The following is a 17,899-nucleotide window of genomic DNA, read 5'->3' on the forward strand; positions in this document are numbered from 1 at the left end:
GGTGGACAGGTCCAAAGACAGCGCCGGTGACAGGTCCAAAATCGGCGCCGACTTCCTCCAGCTGAATCTCGCCGAAGCCCCGCCCGGCGGCGTGACCGACTGGCTCACCACGCGGCTGCGGCTCGCCATCGCGCAGGGCCGCCTCCCGGTGGGCACCCGGCTGCCGCCCAGCCGGGTGCTCGCGGCGGAACTGCGGGTCTCCCGCGGCGTGGTCACCGAGGTCTACCAGCGTCTCGCCGAGGACGGGCAGGTCGCGGGCCGGGGCCGCGCGGGCACCGTGGTGGTCGCCGTGCCCGCCGCCCCGGCACGGGCGGAGGTGCCGGTGCGCGCCGCGTCGGCCGCGGTGTTCACCGCGGAACCCGAGGCCGGGATCATCGAGTCGCTACGCGCCATCCCGGCGCGGATCGACCTTTCGCCCGGGGTACCGGATCTGGCCGCCTTCCCGCGCACCGCTTGGCTGCGGGCCGAACGCAAGGTGCTGGGCGAGCTGTCGCCCGCGGAGTTCGGCTACGGCGATCCTCGCGGCGCACCGGCCTTCCGGCGGGCGGTGGCGGACTGGCTGGCCCGGTACCGGGGGATCGCGGTGAGCCCGGAGGAAGTGACCATCGTGGCCGGTGTCGCGCAGGCGCTGGGACTTCTGGCGCAGGTCCTGCGGGACGAGGGGATCGGCACCGTCGCCGTGGAGGACCCCAGCTCGCTGGGGGCGCGGCTCTACCTGCGGGGCCGGGGGATGCGCACGCCGCCGATCCCGGTGGACTCCGGCGGCCTGGCGGTCGGCGAGCTGCGGGCGTCCGGGGCGCCCGCGGTGCTGCTGACCCCGGCCCACCAGTTCCCCACCGGCGTTGTCCTCGACGGGCAGCGTCGGCGTGAGCTGCTGAGCTGGGTGCGCGAGGGCGGTCTGGTCATCGAGGACGACTACGACGCCGAGCACCGCTACGACCGGCCGCCGGTGCCCGCGCTGCGCTCGATGCTCGCCGAGGTCTGCTACGCCGGGAGCGTGTCGAAGCTGCTGGCCCCGGCGCTTCGCGTGGGCTGGCTGCTGGTGCCGGAGAAGTACCGGGACGCGGTGGTGGCGGCCAAGCGCGACGCCGATCTCGGCAACGCGATCCTGCCGCAGCTGGTCCTGGGGGAGCTGATGACCTCGGGTGAGCTGGAACGGCAGTTGCGCCTGCTGAGGCGGCGGCACCGGCGCCGCCGGGACGCGATGATCGAGGCGATCAGGACCTGGCTGCCGGACGCGCGGGTGCACGGTGCGGCCGCCGGCCTGCACCTGGTGATCACCTTCGACGACGGGTCCGCCGACACCGAACTGGCGGCGGCCGCGCTCGACCGGGGCGTGAAGGTGCAGCCGCTGTCGTGGCACCGGCAGCGGCCGGGGAACCCGGGGCTCGTGCTCGGGTACGCGGCGAGCTCGGCCTCGGCCATCGCCGAGGGGGTCGAAACGCTGGGCAACCTGCGAAGACGCTTGAGTCAGGTCACCATGTCGGGGACTTGAACGAACACCTGTTCGAAGTTACGCTGGGACTTGCTCGAACAAAGGTTCGACACCCGGTGGAGCGTTCGCCGGTGAGATGCCCGGTGCCGGGACGGGGGAAGCGTCTCGGCACCGGGAGCTCGCCACCATCGTCACGAACAGGGAGGGGCCATGTCCGTTACCGCCGCGTCACGCAGCGGAGCGCACCAGCCCGTGCTGCCACTGCCGTTGCGGCCACCTGCGGCACCCGCCGCGGTGGCCCTGTTGAAGGAGGCCCAGCGCGGCCTCACCGAAGCCGAGTACGCCACGGACCCGGCGCCGAGGTTTATCGCTTCCTACCTGGCCGCCCTGCGCGCCGGAGCCGCGGTCCTCGCGGCCCGGGGCCGGCCGCACCGGGGCCGGGCCCGCCCGGCCAGCGTCTGGGTCCTGCTCGAAGCCGCCGCCCCGGAACTGAGTGAGTGGGCCGCGTTCTTCGCCGCGAACTCGGCCACCCAGGCCGCGGCGCAGGCCGGGATCACGCGCCGCATCACCGCCCGCTCCGCCGACGACCTGCTCCGCCAGGCCGCCCAGTTCCTCGTGCTGGCCGACCGGATCGTGCAGGGCAGGCGGGTCAGCGATGGCCTGCCGCTCCCCCGGCGGTGCAGCACGCCCGCGGGCCGGGGAAGGACCCCGAGCGGCTGATGGCCGGGAAAGCGCTGATCGAGCACGGCCGCTTCCTGGAGGTGCTCGGGATCGAAGTGGAGCTGCTCGCCGAGGCGGCCAGGGCGGCACCGGTGGACACCCCGGTGCCCGCCTGCCCCGGGTTCACCATCGGCGAGGTCGCCCGCCATGTCGGCGGGGTCTACCGGGTCGCCCGCCGGTGGCTCACCGACGGGGAAGCACCCCGGGAATGGCCGCGGAATCCGGCGCCAGGACAGTCCATTGAGGACTATCTGCGGACGGGGCTGGCGGAGTTGCTCGGCGAACTGTCCGGGCATGACCCGCGGGAGGGGGCCGCCGGATGGTGGCCGCAGGACCAGACCTACGGCTTCTGGATGCGTCGGCTGGCCCACGAAACCACGGTTCACCGGTACGACGTGCAGGAGGCGGCAGGCACGCCGGTCACCCCGATCGCCGAGGATCTCGCGACGGACGGGGTGGACGAGGCCCTCGCGGTCTGGTTCGGCGGGCGGCTGCCGATGCTCGGCCTGTCGGGGACCACCGGCAGATCCGTCGCCGTCCAGGTCGCCGGACACCAGTGGATCGCCCGGGCGGGGCCCGGCGAGACCGAAGCCCGTCGCTGCTCCGCAGAGGAGGCCGCGCAGGCCGACGGACTCGTCTCCGGCTCGCCGATGCCCGTCTACCTGTGGTTGTGGGGAAGACAGGGGCACCAGTCGGTCACCTGGGACGGCGACGAGGACGCCATCGGGCAGTTCTGGGCGTTGCTGAGGCTGGCCACCCGATAGTTCCAGGACGTGGGGAAGCGTTGCTGGACAAGGGAAATCCGGGGTGCCGCGCTCGCGCGGCACCCCGGGGGCCGCCCGCGTGGCACCGATTTCAGTGGAAGCGCCGCCGGTAGACCGCGGAGCGGATCTCGCTGATCGCGGAGTCGAGTTCGCCCAGGGCGGTCCGCAACTGGGTCCCGAGGTCGTCGCGGTCGGTCATCGGCATCGCGGCGTGCAGGGCCATCGCGGCGTGGAAAAGGTGCGTGTCGATGATCTGCCCGAGTTCCAGGGCGATCTCTTCGTGGTGGACGGGCGCGGACGGCTCCGGAGAGCCGGGCGCCTGCGTCGCGGTGCGCGTGTGTTCCCAGGACCGGTTATCGCCACTCACGGTGCTTCCCTCCTCTCGCCGCGGTTGCGGGAGGCGCGCGAGGCGTGCGGTGGCATCACCGCTGTCTCGTGGATTCACCCACAACCAGAGCGTAGAGCGAAGCGTTCGCCGCCACCAGGTTCGTCCGCGCGATCGCTCCGGCCGCCGCCCGGCGCCACACCCGTCGTCATGTTTCGGTCGCGTTGCGTAGTCGATCCGAGCTCTGACAAGGGCGAAACACGGATGTCCTCGACCAGCAACAACCGGGGGCGACCGTGGCGGCATGGAGATTCGGCGTGCTCGACGGACAACCGCTGCGGAACCGACCGAGACCTGGCCCGCGGCGCCGGAGACGGAAACCACCTCGGCCACCTGGCGGCTGCGGATCCGGATGGACGACCGCCCGGGCATGCTCGCCCGGATCGCCATCCGCATGGCCGACCTGGAGTGCAACATCCTCGGCCTGACCGTGCTGCCCGTCCCCGGGGGCGTGCTCGACGAGGTGGTGATCCGGCCCGCCACCGGGCTGACCAAGGATCAGCTCGTCCGCGCGATCCGGGACGAGGGCTGCGAGTGCTCCGCGATCGCGGACGGCGACATCCGGGAACTGGTGGACGCCTCGGCGGCCACGCTGGCCTCGGCGGGACGGGCGATCGAGGACCCGTCGCGGTATGCCGAGGTGCTGCGCGAAGTCCTTTCCGCCGACCTGGTGACCGTGGTGCCACTGACGGAGGCGAACCCCGGCCGCACCGAGAGCGGTCACCGCGCCGTGTTCACCGTCGACAGCGACCGTGCGCTGGTGGCGCGCCGCCGATGGGCGCCGTTCGTGCAACTGGAACTCACCCGCGCCGAAGCACTGCTCGGCCTGTTGGACAGCGCGCGGGCCAACGTGGCCGGTCCCGCCGTGGCCGCCTGCGCCGACGGCACCGCCATAGTGTTGCGGCAGGGAATGCCCGGTGACGCGGAAGCCGTCTCCGCACTGCACGGCCGCTGCTCGATGGAGACGCTGTTCCAGCGCTACCACACCGGCATGCGCAGCATGCCGCGCCGCTGGCTGCACCGGCTGCTCGTGCCGCCACGGGGAATCAGCCTGCTCGCGATCTGCGGGCGCGAAGTCGTCGGCCTCGGTCAGCTCATTCCCGGCGCATCCGGGGAGATCGCGGAGATCTCGCTGCTGGTGCAGGACGAATGGCAGCGCAACGGGGTCGGCACGGCGCTGATGGCCCGGCTGGGCGTCATCGCGGCCGCTCGCGGGCACCGAAGGCTGATGGCGGTCTCGCTCCCCGGACGCGACAGCGTCTATCGCACCGCGATCCGGGCCGGACTCGTTCCCGAACCGCCGGAGGAGGAGGGCCTGCTGCGGATCAGCCTGCCGGAACGGGCAGCGCCGCGCGTGCCCGACAGGTCCTAGGGTGTGTATCGAAGTCGGCTGCGCCGTTCGGAACCGTTTTGAAGCGGCGGAGCCGCTTGCGCCACCTCCCGCAGCTTGCACCGCCGCGGGTTCTCAGGCGGTTCCTGGCGAGGACGGCTCCGACGTGGTGAATTGGCATTCATGAGGAGGAGATCCCACAGCCAGGGACCGCCTGAGGTTCCGCCACCCGCACCGCCACGCAAATTACTTCGATACAGGTCCTAGCGGCGCCAGAACCAGTCGTGCTTCCTGGCCTGGCTCAGCGCCTCCCGCTTGCGGTCCTTCGCCAGCCGGTCCAGGTACAGCATCCCGTCGAGATGGTCGGTCTCGTGCTGGAGACACTGCGCCAGCACGTCCTTTCCCTCCACCACAACGGGTTCGTTGCGGATGTCCACACCGCGGACCACGGCCCGCTTCGCGCGGACGACCGGGAACCGCAGTTCGGGTACCGACAGGCAGCCTTCGCCGATCTCGTGGGTCTCCTCGGACAGTTCCACGATCTCGGGATTGATCACGTACCCGGTCAGCCCGTCGACGTCGTAGCTGAACACGCGGAGCCCCACGCCGATCTGCGGTGCCGCCAGGCCTGCCCTGCCCGCGGGCTTGACCGAGTCGAGCAGGTCGGTCACCAACTGCTCGACCGCCCGGTCGAACCGGGTCACCGGGTCGCAGCGCGTCTTCAGCACCGGATCCCCGAAGTACCGCAGGTCCCGCATCGCCATCGTCGCTCATCCTCTCTGCCGGTCCCGAGTTTACGGTGTGCCCAGGAACCGCCCGCCGAACGGACGGGGGCGGCGGTTCGTTCACGCGCGCAGGCGAAGCCCCTTCGGCGTGGCGCGGAAGCCGGCGTCGCGCAGGATCTCGGCCAGTGCCGAGGTCAGCGCCTGCTCCCCGTCGGCACGCTGCACCGCGAGCTGTCCCAACCAGCCTTCCCGCACCGCGCCGGCCAGAGCCCCAGCGGCCGCGCGCAGGGAGGTTTCGTTGTCCGTGAAGGAAAGCAGTGACCGGCCGCCGCGTTCGACGTAGAGGACGGGCCGCCCGTCGACCAGCACCACCAGCGCACCGGCCTTACGCGCGGGACGGTGTTTCGTCTCACCCGCCGGGGCGGGCCAGGCGAGCGCGGCCCCGTAGGGCTGGGCAGGGTCCGTCGCCGCGAGCACCACGGCGTCCACCGGGCGGCGACCCGGGGTGGTGTCCGACAGGGCCCGCAACCGGTCCACCGCCCCGCGCGCCGCGAACTGGGCCGCGCCAAGACCCTCGACGACGTAACCCCGGATGACCTGCCCGGAATCCTCCATTCCCCGCAGAACCTTGTAGATCCCGGAAAAACCGCCGGTCACCCGTTCCGTTTCTAGCGCGCCCCGGGTCAGCACCCCGTGCCGTTCGAGGAATGCCTCCGTCCGCGCGTAGGTGCGCCGGGTCGGGTCCGTTTCGCGTAACGGGGTGAGCCCCCACCGGCCCGCCACGGTCGGCGGACCGGTGCGCGAGGGCATCGCGGGGCGGCCCGCCCGCATGCGGGCATAGCGGCCCCGCGGTGCGGACTGACGTGGTTTGTGTGCCGCGCCGCGGCCGGACACCAGCGCGCGCACCGGGCCGAGCGTGTCGCCGGTGACCTGCCCCGCCCAGACCAGATCCCACAGGGCCGTCACCACTTCGGCGTCGTTCGGCGCCTGGTCCGCCAGCGGGGACACCCGGTCCACCAACTGCCGGAAGAAAAGCGCCCCACCCTCCAAAGCGGACAGTACGGCCTCGTGGAGCGGACCGCCGGGCGGGTTTTCCTCGAGCTCGGGCAGAAGCAGGTCGGCCACATCGGACGGAGCCAGCGCGAGCCAGCCGTCGTTGCCCGCCAGCGTGCCGCATCCGGCCCAGGTGACCTCGCCCGCGGTGGTCAGCTCGTCCAGCAGTGCCGGGTAGTAGCCGGGCAGGCGGCTCGGCAGGATCAGCGACTCCACCGCACTCGCCGGCAGGGGTGCCCCCGCGAGTTGCTCCACCACCGACAGCACGTCGTCCGCGGTGGGCGCGGCCCGCAGCCGGGCCCCGATGCCGTGCCAGGACGGGAGGAACCGGCCCAGCGTGGCTGGTTCCACCGGTTCCACCTCGGCCCGCAGCCGCGCCAGCGAGGCACGGCGCAGCCGGCGCAGGACGGCGGCGTCGCAGTATTCCATCCCGACACCGTGGGTGTCCGGATGGCCGACCGGGCTCAGCTCGCCGCGGACCAGCCGTCCCTCGGCCGTCAGCCGGTCCAGCACCCCCGCGACGACCGCGGTGCCCAGTCCGAAACGCTCGGCGGCCTGCCGGGCCGGGAACGGCCCGTGGGTGCGGGCGTAGCGCGCCAGCAGGTCGCCGAGCGGATCGGCGACCGGTTCGGTGAACGCCTCGGGCACGCCGATCGGCAGGGCCACCCCCAGCGCGTCCCGCACCCGGCCCGCATCTTCGATCGCCAGGTACCGTTCGGAACCGGCGATGCGCACCGGGATCGCCCGGCGCTGCGCGACGAGCTCCTCGAGCCAGCCGCCCTGGATCCCCCGGTCGGCTCCCTCTGCCACGGACAGATCGCCGAGGAAGCGCAGCAGATCCGCGGCGTCTTCGACCGACCGGGCGTGCCGGTCCGGCTCGAGCCGCTGCAGCGACCGCTCGACCTCGGCCACCACCTCGGGATCGAGCAGTTCGCGGATCGCCTCGGTGCCCAGGAGTTCGGCCAGCAGGGCCGAATCCAGCGACAGCGCGGCCGCCCGCCGCTCCGCCAGCGGAGCGTCCGTCTCGTAGAGGAACATCCCGACGTAGCCGAACATCAGGCTGCGGGCGAACGGTGAGGCGGCGGGTGTCTCCACCTCGACCACCCGGACCCGCCGCGCCCGGACCTCGGTCATCAGCTCGCGCAGGCCACCGACGTCGTAGACGTCCTGCAGGCATTCCCGCATGGCCTCCAGTACCACCGGGAACCGTTCGTACTTCGCCGCCACCGCCAGCAACTGGGCGGCGCGCTGCCGCTGCTGCCACAGCGGGGTGCGCCGCCGGGGATCGCGCCGGGGGAGCAGCAGCGACCGCGCCGCGCACTCGCGGAACCGGGCCGCGAACAGGGCCGAACCCCCCACCTCGGCGACGATCAGCTGCTCGACCTCTTCCGGGTCGATCAGCACGTCGTCCGCGCCGATGATCACCTCGGCTCCGCTGTCGTCCAGCGCGTCGGGCAGGCGCAGCACGATACCGTCGTCGGCGTGCATGACCTGGGCGTCGAGGCCGCGGTTCTCCCGTAGCCGGGCCGCGATCGCCAGCGCCCACGGCGCGTTGACCTGCGCGCCGAACGGGGAGTGCACGACGACCCGCCAATCCCCGAGTTCGTCGCGGAACCGCTCCAGCAGGATGGTCCGGTCGTTGGGGATGTGCCGCGTGGCGGCGCGCTGCTCGTCCAGGTAGGCCAGCAGGTTGTTCCGCGCCCGTTCGTCGAGCCCGGCCGCCGCGGCCCGTTTCCCGGCCCCCTCGCTGTCTGATGTGGACAGTTCGCGGACGAAGGCCCCCAGCGCGCGGCCGAGTTCGAGCGGCCGTCCCGGTGCGTCGCCCTTCCAGAAGGGCATCCTGGCCGGCTCGCCCGGTGCCGGTACCACGATCACGCGGTCGTGGGTGATGTCGGTGACCCGCCACGAAGAGGTGCCGAGCAGGATCGTGTCGCCGACGCGGGACTCGTAGACCATTTCCTCGTCCAGCTCGCCCACGCGCGAGCCGGGCGCGCCCTCGTCTCCCGGGGTCATCACGGTGAACAGGCCGCGATCGGGGATGGTCCCGCCGGAGGTGACCGCCAGCCGCTGCGCACCCGGGCGGCCGCGCAGCTGCCCGGTGACCCTGTCCCAGGTGATCCGGGGACGGAGTTCGCCGAACTCCTCGCTCGGGTACCGGCCCGCCAGCATGTCGAGCACGGCGAGCAGGGCGTCGTCGGGCAGCGCGGTGAACGGCGCCGCGCGGCGCACCAGCGCGCCGAGTTCGGGCACCGTCCACGGCTCCAGCGCGACCATCGAGACGATGTGCTGGGCCAGCACGTCCAGCGGGTTGCGGGGATAGCGCACCGCTTCGATGGCGCCGGCGGACATCCGCTCGGACACCACCGCGCAGGACACCAGATCGCCCCGGAACTTCGGGAACATCACGCCGGTGGACACCGCGCCCACGTGGTGCCCGGCGCGGCCGATCCGCTGCAGTCCCGAGGCCACCGTGGGCGGTGCCTCGATCTGCACCACGAGATCGACCGCCCCCATGTCGATGCCCAGTTCGAGCGACGAGGTGGCGACCACACAGGGCAGGCGGCCCGATTTCAGGTCCTCTTCGACCCGGGTGCGCTGCTCACGGGACATCGAGCCATGATGTGCCATGGCCACCGTGGGCGCGGCTCCCGTGGCGAGTCCGGACTCGCCGATCGCCTCCGCCGGAAACCGTTGTCCCGCTTGCAGTTCCGTCTGTTCGGCGGCCAGTTCGTTGAGCCGGGCCGTCAACCGCTCGGCGAGCCGGCGGGAGTTGGCGAACACGATGGTCGACCGGTACTGCCGGATCAGCTCCAGTACCCGCTCCTCCACCGCGGGCCAGATCGAGGGGCGGCGCGCCGGTGCCCCGATCTCCTCCTGGGGACCGATCCCGTCCTCGCCCGGCGGCACGGAGCCGGACGAGCCCGCGGCCGCGTCCAGGTTGGTCATGTCCTCGACCGGGACCTCGACCCGCACCTCGATCGTCTTCGCCGACTTCGGCTGGACCACCCGGACCGGCCGCCCACCGCCGAGGAAGGCACTCACCTCGTCCACCGGGCGGACCGTCGCGGACAGCCCGATCCGCTGCGCGGGCCGGGACAGCAGCGCGTCCAGCCGCTCCAGCGACAGCGCCAGATGAGCCCCCCGTTTGCCGCCCGCCACCGCGTGCACCTCGTCGACGATCACCGTCCGGACACCCCGCAGCGATTCGCGGGCGGCGGAGGTGAGGATCAGGAACAGCGATTCCGGGGTGGTCACCAGGATGTCCGGCGGGGTCCGGCCGAACGAGCGGCGCTCCGCGGCCGGGGTGTCGCCGGTGCGCATGCCCACCGTGATCTCGGGCGGGGTCCGGCCGAGCCGCCGCGCCGCCTGCGAGATGCCCGCCAGCGGGGCCCGCAGGTTCCGCTGCACGTCCACCGCGAGCGCCTTCAACGGTGAGACGTAGAGCACCCGGCAGCGCCGGGCCGGGGTTTCCGGGGGCGGTCCCCAGGCGAGGCGGTCCAGCGCCCACAGAAACGCCGCCAGCGTCTTCCCCGAGCCGGTCGGGGCCACGACCAGGGCGTGCTCTCCCGCCTGCGCCGCCCGCCAGGCCCCGGCCTGGGCCGGCGTGGGCGCGGCGAAGGCCCCCGCGAACCAGTCCCGGGTGGCGGGGGAGAAGAGGGTGAGCACGTCTTCGCTCATGCCGTCCATCTTGACCCCACCCACCGACAGTTTCGCGGGTGGCACACACGGGGCCGCCTCGGCATGGCAGCATCACGGTGCCATCAAGGTGGCCAGGACGATCACAAGGGGGAGAACCGTTGCGGATCCTGTCGGTGGATCTCGGCACGTCCAACACCGTCGCCGTGCTTTCCGCGCACGGAATGCCACCGCGCGTGGTAGAGGTGGACGGATCCGCGACCATGCCCTCGGCGGTGTTCGCCGAGGAGGGCGGCACCCTGGTGGTCGGCAGGGACGCCGAGCGGCGGGCCAGGCTCGACCCGACCCGCTTCGAGCCGAACCCCAAGCGGCGCGTCGACGAGCAGACCCTCCTGCTGGGCACGGACGTCGTGCCGGTCAACGAGGCACTGGCCGCGGTACTGCGGCGCGTGTTCGACGAGACGACGCGGCAACTGGGCGGGGAGCAGCCCGACGAGATCCGGCTGACCCACCCCGCGCAGTGGGGGCCGGTGCGCCGCAACGTGCTGCTGTCCGCGGCCCGGCTCGCCGGGGCCCGCGGCCCGCTCCACCTGGTGCCCGAACCGGTCGGCGCCGCCGCGCACTTCGCCTCCTTCCCCGGCCGCACCCTGGCGCCGGGGCAGGCGCTGGCCGTCTACGACCTGGGTGCGGGCACCTTCGACGTCGCCGTGGTGGGCGCGACCCAGACCGGGTTCACCGTGCTCGCCGAGGACGGACTTCCCGACCTCGGCGGTCTCGACGTCGACCAGGCGCTGATGGTGCACGTCGGCCGGGAGGTCTCCCACCGGGACCCGCAGCGCTGGCAACGGCTCCTGCGCCCGGAATCGACCGCCGACCGGCGGGCCCGGCGTGCCCTGCAGGAGGACGTCAAGGCGGCGAAGGAGGCCCTGTCCCGCCATCCGCAGACCGAGGTGCCGATGCCGGAGCCGTTCGCCGACGTGCTCGTCACCCGCGGCGAGCTGGAGGCGCTGGTGCGGCCGTCCCTGCTGCGCAGCGTGGAGCTGCTGTCCAGGATGATCGCCGCCGCCGGGCTCACCCCGGACCGGCTGGCCGGGATCTTCCTGGTCGGTGGTTCGAGCCGGTTGCCGCTGGTCGGCAGCCTGATCTCGGAGAAGCTCGGCGTGGTGCCCTCGAGCCTCGACCAGCCGGAGACGGCCGTCGCGCTCGGCGCCCACTACGTGTCCGCCGACGGCATCAGCATGCGCACCCAGAACGTGCCCGGCCCGCTCGCCTCGTCCGGCACCGTGCCCGCCACGCCCTACCCGCCGCAGATGACGCCCCCACCCACCACGCAGGTGACGCCCCCGCCCGCCACGCAGGTGACGCTCCCGCCCGCCACGCAGGTGACGCTCCCGCCCGCCACCCCGCCGGGCGGTTACCCCGGCGGGCAGCACTACCCGGCACCGTCGAACTTCCCCACCTATCCGGTGGCCCCCGCCGAACCGGCCAAGAACCGCAGGAAATTGATCGCGGGCGTCGCCGCCGCCGTGGTCGTCGCGCTCGCCGCGGGGCTGACCGTCCTGCTGTGGCCTTCCGGTTCGGCCGCGGGCACCTTCAGCGCGGCCGACTGCGCCCAGCCGGGTGCGGCCGACGCGAAGGGCTTCACCGGCTGCCTGCGCCAGCTGGCCGGGAAGATCGCCGACACCGGCCAGTGCGCGGCGGGGGCGGGCAGCGGCGACATCGCTCCGCCCGCCGGGCAGAACATCGGCGTGCTCGCCACGTGCTCCGCACCCGCGCTGGCCGGGGCACAGGTGACCTACCTCCACGGCACCTCCGCGGCGGCCGTCAAGGCCTACACCGACCGGCTGCTCAACGCGGTGGGCGGTGACCAGGTGCAGGCCCAGTGGAAGGGCAACGGGCTGGCGGGCACCTACGCCGCGGCCGCCGGGAAGAGCTCCGGCGTGCTGGTGTTCACGGTGTCCGACCGGCCGCTGGCCGGGGTGATCTACCAGAAGACCAGCGGCGGGCAGGCCCCGCTCACACCGGCCAAGCTGGCCGACTACTTCGAGCAGACCGTCCAGCCCGGAACCTAGGCTGCGCTGCTGGGCCTGGCCGCGCTGGGCCGTGAAGGGTCCCTTCACGGCCATCGCCAGGGCGCCGCGGCGCCTGGTCCCCTACGGGCGAGCAGTACCCGGCCGGGTGACCTTTAGGCTGTACTTCGATGCGTATCACTGTGTTTCGACGACTGATGGCCGAGGAGTTCGGCCCGGGACGTGCCGAGGTACTGGCGAAGGATCACGTCTTCAGCGCGCTGGGCGGGCGGACCGTCGAGCAGGCGCTCGAGGCGGGGATCCCGGCCAAGGAGATCTGGCGTGAGGTCTGCGTCGAGTTCGAGGTACCCGCCGAGCGCCGGTGAGAAAAACCGCCCGTGAGGGTGTGTCGCTCCTTGCGTCGAACACCTGTTCGGCTATCGTGTTGTCCACATACGGGCCGCCATCCACAGCTCGGCCGCCGGGATCTGGAATTGTCGGCCCCCGCCCGTAGTGTCGGGCCCAACAGCTCAAAACCGGTAACCAAGCCCACAGGCTCCGACCAGCGAGGTGGATTCCATGGCTGCAGCAGCACCCGACAAGGGCAAGGCGCTCGAGCTCGCGCTCGCGCAGATCGACAAGCAGTACGGCAAGGGATCGGTGATGCGGCTCGGCGACGAGGGCCGCGCGCCGATCGAGGTGATTCCCACCGGCGCGATCGCGCTGGACATCGCGCTCGGCATCGGCGGCCTGCCCCGTGGCCGCATCGTGGAGATCTACGGCCCGGAATCCTCCGGTAAGACCACCGTCGCCCTGCACGCGGTGGCCAACGCGCAGCGGGCGGGCGGGATCGCCGCCTTCATCGACGCCGAGCACGCGCTCGACCCGGAGTACGCCAAGAACCTCGGGGTCGACACCGACGCGCTGCTCGTCTCCCAGCCGGACACCGGTGAGCAGGCGCTGGAGATCGCCGACATGCTGATCCGCTCCGGCGCGCTCGACATCCTGGTGATCGACTCGGTGGCCGCGCTGGTGCCCCGCGCCGAAATCGAGGGCGAGATGGGCGATTCGCACGTGGGCCTGCAGGCCCGCCTGATGAGCCAGGCACTGCGGAAGATCACCGGTGCGCTGTCCAACTCCGGCACCACCGCGATCTTCATCAACCAGCTGCGCGAGAAGGTCGGCGTCATGTTCGGCTCCCCGGAGACCACCACCGGTGGTAAGGCGCTGAAGTTCTACGCCTCGGTCCGGCTCGACGTCCGCCGCATCGAGACCCTCAAGGACAGCGGTGAAGCCGTCGGTAACCGCACCCGGGTCAAGGTGGTGAAGAACAAGGTCGCGCCGCCGTTCAAGCAGGCCGAATTCGACATCCTCTACGGCCAGGGTGTCTCCCGCGAGGGCTCGCTGATCGACATGGGGGTGGATCAGGGCATCGTGCGCAAGTCCGGCGCCTGGTACACCTACGAGGGCGACCAGCTCGGCCAGGGCAAGGAGAACGCGCGGAAGTTCCTGCGCGACAACCCGGACATCGCCAACGAGATCGAGAAGCGGATCAAGGAAAAGCTCGGTATCGGTGCGCAGGTGGACAACGAGGAGGCCGCTCCCGCCCCGGTCGACTTCTAGGATCTGTGTGGGCGGCCCACCGCGAGCGGCTCCGCCGGCACTGCGATGCGCCCGTGGGGAGGGACCGAGGAGGGGTATGGCCAGGGTTGATCCGTCGGAGCTGCCGCCGGAAGTGGCGTGGGGGAAGGCGAAGGAGCTTTGCTTCGACCTCCTGGCAGTCCGGGCCCGGACGAAGGAGGAGCTCCGGCAGGCCCTGAAACGCCGGGGGTTCGACGAGGAACTCCGCGAGCGCCTGCTCGGCAAGCTCGACAGCTCCGGACTGGTGGACGACGCCGCGTTCGCCGAACAGTGGGTGCGGTCTCGGCACACCTACCAGGGGCTGGCGCGCAGCGCACTGGTCGCGGAACTCAGGCGCAAGGGGGTCGACGGGGAGGTCGCCGCGCAGGCGGCGGGGGAGATCGACCGGGATTCCGAGGAGCAGCGGGCCCGGGAGTTGGTGCGCAAGCGCCTCCGGTCGATGACGGCGCTCGACGAGCAGACCGCGACGCGGCGGCTGCTCGGCACGCTCGCCCGCAAGGGCTATCCGCAGGGCCTGGCGTACGCGGTGGTCCGGGACGAGCTGAAGAACGCCGGTGCCGAGTCCACCCTGCTCGACGAGGTCACCGGCGACTAGAGCCTGTTTTGGCAGTGGTTTGGGTGGCGGTGCGGGTAGCGGAACCTGACGCGGTCCCTCGCTGTGGGATCGCCTCCTCATGAATGCCAATTCACGAAGCGCTCTTGCGAGGAACCACGTCAGAACCCGCGGCGGCGTCGTTTGACGGCCCACCGCAAGCGGCTCCGCCGCTTAGGAAACATGCGCTAGCTTGAGTTGGGGCCCGGTTGGTCATGGGTGGGGCCCTTGGTTGATCGTGCTTCTTGCTTGGAGAAGACGATCACGCCGAGAGCCTCAGTTGATCAGTGTGCAGCACCCCGATGCCGTTGTGGGGTGGGCACTCGGGCATCCATCTGCTGATTCGCCGGACACACTGCCTGACCCCGCCCTAAAAGGCGTTGTCCAGCGTGAGAGCGAGCTCGGCGATCCGCCAACCGTCGGGCCGGCGCAGGCCGAACGTGTAGACCCCGGTCGAGATAATCCGGATGCTCTCGCCGGTGTTCCTCGTCTGCACCAGACAGGCGCGCACCTCAGCGGTGGCGGCGTCCGTCTTCGTGACCACGACATTGCCCAGGTGGTGCCGCACCCTTCCGGTCTGGGCCGTGTGCCCGGCACGGATGAAGTCGAGCACCGCCGCGCGTCCGGCGACCGGGCCGAGCACTCCCTGTCCGGGGATCGTGAAGGTCCAGGTGGTGTCTTCGGTCAGGACCGCTTCCAGCTCGGGCACATTCAGCTCGTCCAGGGCGTGAGCGTAGTTCGCCACCGCCTGCTGGAGTTCGGCGATCACGAGACCACCGTCAGCACGATCTTGCCTTGGATGTGGCCCTGAGCGGCCCGCGTGTGTGCGGTTCCCGCCTCGTGCAACGGGTAAGTGCTGTCCACCCCGACCTGGAGCTTGCCCTCGTCGAACAGGCGCCCGATCTCGGCGAGCTGGGGGCCGTTGGAACGCACCTGAATGTTCGAGACTGTGATGCCCAGACTCGCCGTCACTTCCGGGTCGTACTGGGCGAAGAACACCGGAAGCATGGTGCCGCCGCGCTTGAGCACGGTCAGGAAGCGTGAGCTGTCCGGGCCACCGACGGTGTCGATCACCAGGTCGACACCGCTGACCACGTCCGCGGCCTGCGTCCCGGTGTAGTCGATGAACTCATCGGCGCCGAGCTTGCGCAGGAACTGCTCGTGCCGGCCCGAGGCCACCGCGATGACGTGTGCGCCCTTCCATTTCGCCAGCTGCACCGCGAAGTGGCCCACTCCACCGGCGGCCCCGTTGACCAGCACGGTCATCCCTGGCGTGATCGGCACCGGCTGGTGCACCTGGCCGGTGAAAGGAGACGGCACGTCGTGGCCGAGCTCAATCAGGTACTGCCAGGCCGTAAGCACGGCCATCGGCGCCCCAGCCGCCTGAACGTGGTCGATACCGGCCGGCTTGTAAGCCAGGTCCGAAGCCGGAGCCGCCACGTACTGGGCGTACGTGCGGCCGTCGAATCCAGGGAACCGCAGCATGCCGAAGACCTCGTCACCGACGGCGAACCCCGGCACGTCCGGAGCGACCGCCTGGACCACGCCCGACATGTCCGTTCCGGGGATCAAGGGGAACTCCAGCGCCGGCCTCATCTCGGCCGGCATGACCTTCATCCCCTCACGCAGGTACCAGTCCGGCGGGTTGATGCCCGCCGCGTGCACCCGGACGAGCACCTCGCCCGGGCCGATCTCGGGAACCGGTACCTCGTCATACTGCAGAACTTCCGGCCCGCCCGCTTCGTGGAACTGGATCGCCTTCATCGCGCCTGTCGCTTTCTTGGGGAAACGTTGCTCCTTCAGTCAAGGCCCAGGACGGCATGGCCGTCCAAGACCGGTTCGGCAACCTGATCATTCCGAAACGGCATGACACGTACGCTGGAAGGGTGAACGATCTCGGACAGGACCTGGAACTGCGGCTGGTGCGCTATTTCACCGTGGTGGCGGCGCACCAGCACTTCGGCCGGGCCGCTGCCGACCTGCACGTAGCCCAGCCGGCGCTGAGCCGCCAGATCCAACGGCTCGAGAAGTATCTCGGCGTACGACTGCTGGACCGCGTGCCCCAGGGCACCCGGCTCACTCCGGCCGGCCAGACGTTCCTCCCCCGGGCACAAGCCCTGCTGCGGGCCGCCCGCCAGGCCGAGCTGGCCGTGCGTGAACAAGCCGAGACCGAACGAATCGCCATCGGTTACGTCGAGGACCTGGTGATCACTGCCGCCGTACGGGAACTGCGCCGCCGTTACCCGGACGCCGAGATCGCCACCCGGCACCTGAGCTGCCGCGACGTCGGTGCGCTGTCCGAAAAGCGCGTCGACGCCCTGATCGCGCGGGCCCCGCTGCCGCTCGCCGCCGACGACGTGTTCACCACCCCGCTCTACGAGGAGCCCCGCATGCTCGTGGTCCCGCGCGGTCATCCCTTGGCCGACCGCGCGTCGGTGACCGCGGAAGAACTGGCCGGCGAGGAGGCGGCGCCCTGCGCGTTCCAGACCGCGGACTGGACCTCCTACCGGATCCTCGGGGCCGGCGTGCCGCCGATCGAGAGCTACGAGGACAAGCTCGAACTCGTCGCGAGTGGCAGGGCGATCGCCGTGCTACCGGTCGGCGATCGGCGTAGCTCACTGCGTCCCGACCTCGTCACCGTCCCGATCGAGGGCGCTCCCCCCAGCCAGGTCGTCCTGGTCAGCCGCAAGGGCGACCCGAATCCGATGATCAGGAATCTCCGGCTGACGGCCAAGGCCGTCCTGACCGCCCCGACAGCCTGACCGGGACCAGTCCACTCAAAGCCTTCACCGACGAGGGCCAGGGGTGTCGGCACGAGCGTCGTATTCCGCACGTGAGTCATCGATGCGCGTCAAGTGTTCGATGGTCCATTGCAGAAGGGGTTCGGTGGCTTCGAAGAGTGTCTTGCCAACGGGTGGTCCTGCTGTGGAAAACGGCCGGACATCGCGTATTCGCTCCGTCGCTGACCGGCTTTGGCGACAAGGCGCACCTGCTCAGCCCCGAGGTGGGGCTCGACACCTATGTCGAAGACGTCCTCGCCCTGATCGACGAAGAAGAGCTCACCGATGTGGTGCTCGTCGGACACAGCTATGCGGGGGCGGTCATCTCGTCCGTGGCCCACCGGCTGCCGGACCGGATCGCGCACCTGGTGTATGTCGACTCGACGTCACCGCAGAACGGCGAGAGCGCGATAGACACCCTGCCCGAGTTGCAGGCCATGATCGACCTCTCCGCCCGGCCGGACAGCCCATGGCGCATCGCACCGCCGCCGCCCGAAATGTTCGGGATCACCGACCCGGCCGATGCCGCCTGGCTGCGCACCATACTCTCGGACCAGCCGGTGCGCTCCCTCCAGCAACCGGCCCGACTGGGCAACCCGGCCGCGGCCTCGATCCCGCGCACGCACATCCGCAGTGCCGCTGTGAACGCGGAAGGCATCACCCTGCCGCCTGTCCCCGCGGTACAGCCCAACGGTTCCCCGGCCCAGGTGCGGACACTTCCGACCGGCCACGATTGCATGATCACCATGCCCGACGAGCTCAGTGAGTTGCTGCTCAAGGCCGCCTCCGGCGTCTGATGTTCGAGACCAGACCGCTTGCATGCCCTCGT

Annotated in this window: 15 protein-coding genes; 10 read left to right on the plus strand and 5 right to left on the minus strand. The window is 71.4% G+C overall.

Going from position 1 to position 17,899, the window contains the following annotated elements:
• Position 1: 1 nt before the first annotated feature.
• From pdxR to ORV05_RS06170, 3 genes are all read left to right on the plus strand, one after another.
• Complete coding sequence (gene pdxR, locus ORV05_RS06160) at positions 2–1,495, plus strand: MocR-like pyridoxine biosynthesis transcription factor PdxR (protein WP_268757477.1); 1,494 nt, start codon at positions 2–4, stop codon at positions 1,493–1,495.
• A 150-nt stretch (positions 1,496–1,645) separates the two neighbouring features.
• Positions 1,646–2,155 carry an SAV_6107 family HEPN domain-containing protein gene (locus ORV05_RS06165; protein ID WP_268757478.1) on the plus strand — a complete coding sequence of 170 codons (510 nt, stop codon included), beginning with the start codon at positions 1,646–1,648 and terminating at the stop codon, positions 2,153–2,155.
• Positions 2,155–2,919 carry a maleylpyruvate isomerase family mycothiol-dependent enzyme gene (locus tag ORV05_RS06170; protein ID WP_268757479.1) on the plus strand — a complete coding sequence of 255 codons (765 nt, stop codon included), beginning with the start codon at positions 2,155–2,157 and terminating at the stop codon, positions 2,917–2,919. Before ORV05_RS06165 ends, ORV05_RS06170 begins: the two co-directional genes overlap by 1 nt.
• A gap of 91 nt (positions 2,920–3,010) precedes the next feature.
• Here the strand turns inward: ORV05_RS06170 and ORV05_RS06175 are convergent, their stop codons facing one another.
• Positions 3,011–3,286: a hypothetical protein gene (locus ORV05_RS06175; protein WP_268757480.1), complete on the minus strand. Its 276-nt coding sequence runs from the start codon at positions 3,284–3,286 to the stop codon at positions 3,011–3,013.
• A gap of 262 nt (positions 3,287–3,548) precedes the next feature.
• Between ORV05_RS06175 and ORV05_RS06180 the strand changes: the two genes are divergently transcribed.
• Entirely contained in the window at positions 3,549–4,676 is a 1,128-nt protein-coding gene (locus ORV05_RS06180) for a GNAT family N-acetyltransferase (protein WP_407652700.1), read from the plus strand.
• 221 nt (positions 4,677–4,897) lie between these two features.
• Here ORV05_RS06180 and def read toward each other — a convergent pair whose 3' ends face one another.
• Both def and ORV05_RS06190 read right to left on the minus strand, forming a co-directional pair.
• The gene (gene def / locus ORV05_RS06185) at positions 4,898–5,398 is read right to left on the minus strand and encodes a peptide deformylase (RefSeq protein WP_268757481.1); all 501 of its coding nucleotides are present in this window, start codon (positions 5,396–5,398) and stop codon (positions 4,898–4,900) included.
• An 81-nt stretch (positions 5,399–5,479) separates the two neighbouring features.
• Entirely contained in the window at positions 5,480–10,099 is a 4,620-nt protein-coding gene (locus ORV05_RS06190; RefSeq protein ID WP_268757482.1) for an ATP-dependent helicase, read from the minus strand.
• 110 nt (positions 10,100–10,209) lie between these two features.
• Between ORV05_RS06190 and ORV05_RS06195 the strand changes: the two genes are divergently transcribed.
• The 4 genes from ORV05_RS06195 (at position 10,210) to ORV05_RS06210 (ending at position 14,293) form a co-directional block, all read left to right on the plus strand.
• A complete protein-coding gene (locus tag ORV05_RS06195) occupies positions 10,210–12,120 on the plus strand; it encodes an Hsp70 family protein (protein ID WP_268757483.1) in 1,911 nt (636 codons plus the stop codon).
• A 128-nt stretch (positions 12,121–12,248) separates the two neighbouring features.
• A complete protein-coding gene (locus tag ORV05_RS06200) occupies positions 12,249–12,443 on the plus strand; it encodes a DUF3046 domain-containing protein (RefSeq protein ID WP_268757484.1) in 195 nt (64 codons plus the stop codon).
• A gap of 193 nt (positions 12,444–12,636) precedes the next feature.
• A complete protein-coding gene (gene recA / locus ORV05_RS06205; RefSeq protein ID WP_144587951.1) occupies positions 12,637–13,680 on the plus strand; it encodes a recombinase RecA in 1,044 nt (347 codons plus the stop codon).
• A 76-nt stretch (positions 13,681–13,756) separates the two neighbouring features.
• Positions 13,757–14,293, plus strand: coding sequence for a regulatory protein RecX (locus ORV05_RS06210; RefSeq protein ID WP_144587949.1), 537 nt, complete (start codon positions 13,757–13,759; stop codon positions 14,291–14,293).
• Between the two features lie 367 nt (positions 14,294–14,660).
• Here the strand turns inward: ORV05_RS06210 and ORV05_RS06215 are convergent, their stop codons facing one another.
• On the minus strand, positions 14,661–15,059 hold the full coding sequence (locus tag ORV05_RS06215) for a nuclear transport factor 2 family protein (protein WP_268757485.1): 399 nt from the start codon (positions 15,057–15,059) through the stop codon (positions 14,661–14,663).
• Entirely contained in the window at positions 15,056–16,054 is a 999-nt protein-coding gene (locus ORV05_RS06220) for an NADP-dependent oxidoreductase (protein ID WP_268757486.1), read from the minus strand. Before ORV05_RS06220 ends, ORV05_RS06215 begins: the two co-directional genes overlap by 4 nt.
• 122 nt (positions 16,055–16,176) lie before the next feature.
• On the opposite strand from ORV05_RS06220, the gene ORV05_RS06225 reads away from it, so the two are divergent.
• Together ORV05_RS06225 and ORV05_RS06230 are read left to right on the plus strand one after the other, a co-directional pair.
• Positions 16,177–17,052, plus strand: a complete 876-nt coding sequence (locus tag ORV05_RS06225) for a LysR family transcriptional regulator (protein ID WP_268757487.1) — start codon at positions 16,177–16,179, stop codon at positions 17,050–17,052.
• 152 nt (positions 17,053–17,204) lie between these two features.
• Positions 17,205–17,867: an alpha/beta fold hydrolase gene (locus tag ORV05_RS06230; protein ID WP_268757488.1), complete on the plus strand. Its 663-nt coding sequence runs from the start codon at positions 17,205–17,207 to the stop codon at positions 17,865–17,867.
• Positions 17,868–17,899 lie beyond the last annotated feature (32 nt).

The sequence above is a fragment of the Amycolatopsis cynarae genome (genome assembly GCF_026802195.1).
Taxonomy (GTDB): domain Bacteria; phylum Actinomycetota; class Actinomycetes; order Mycobacteriales; family Pseudonocardiaceae; genus Amycolatopsis_E; species Amycolatopsis_E rhizosphaerae.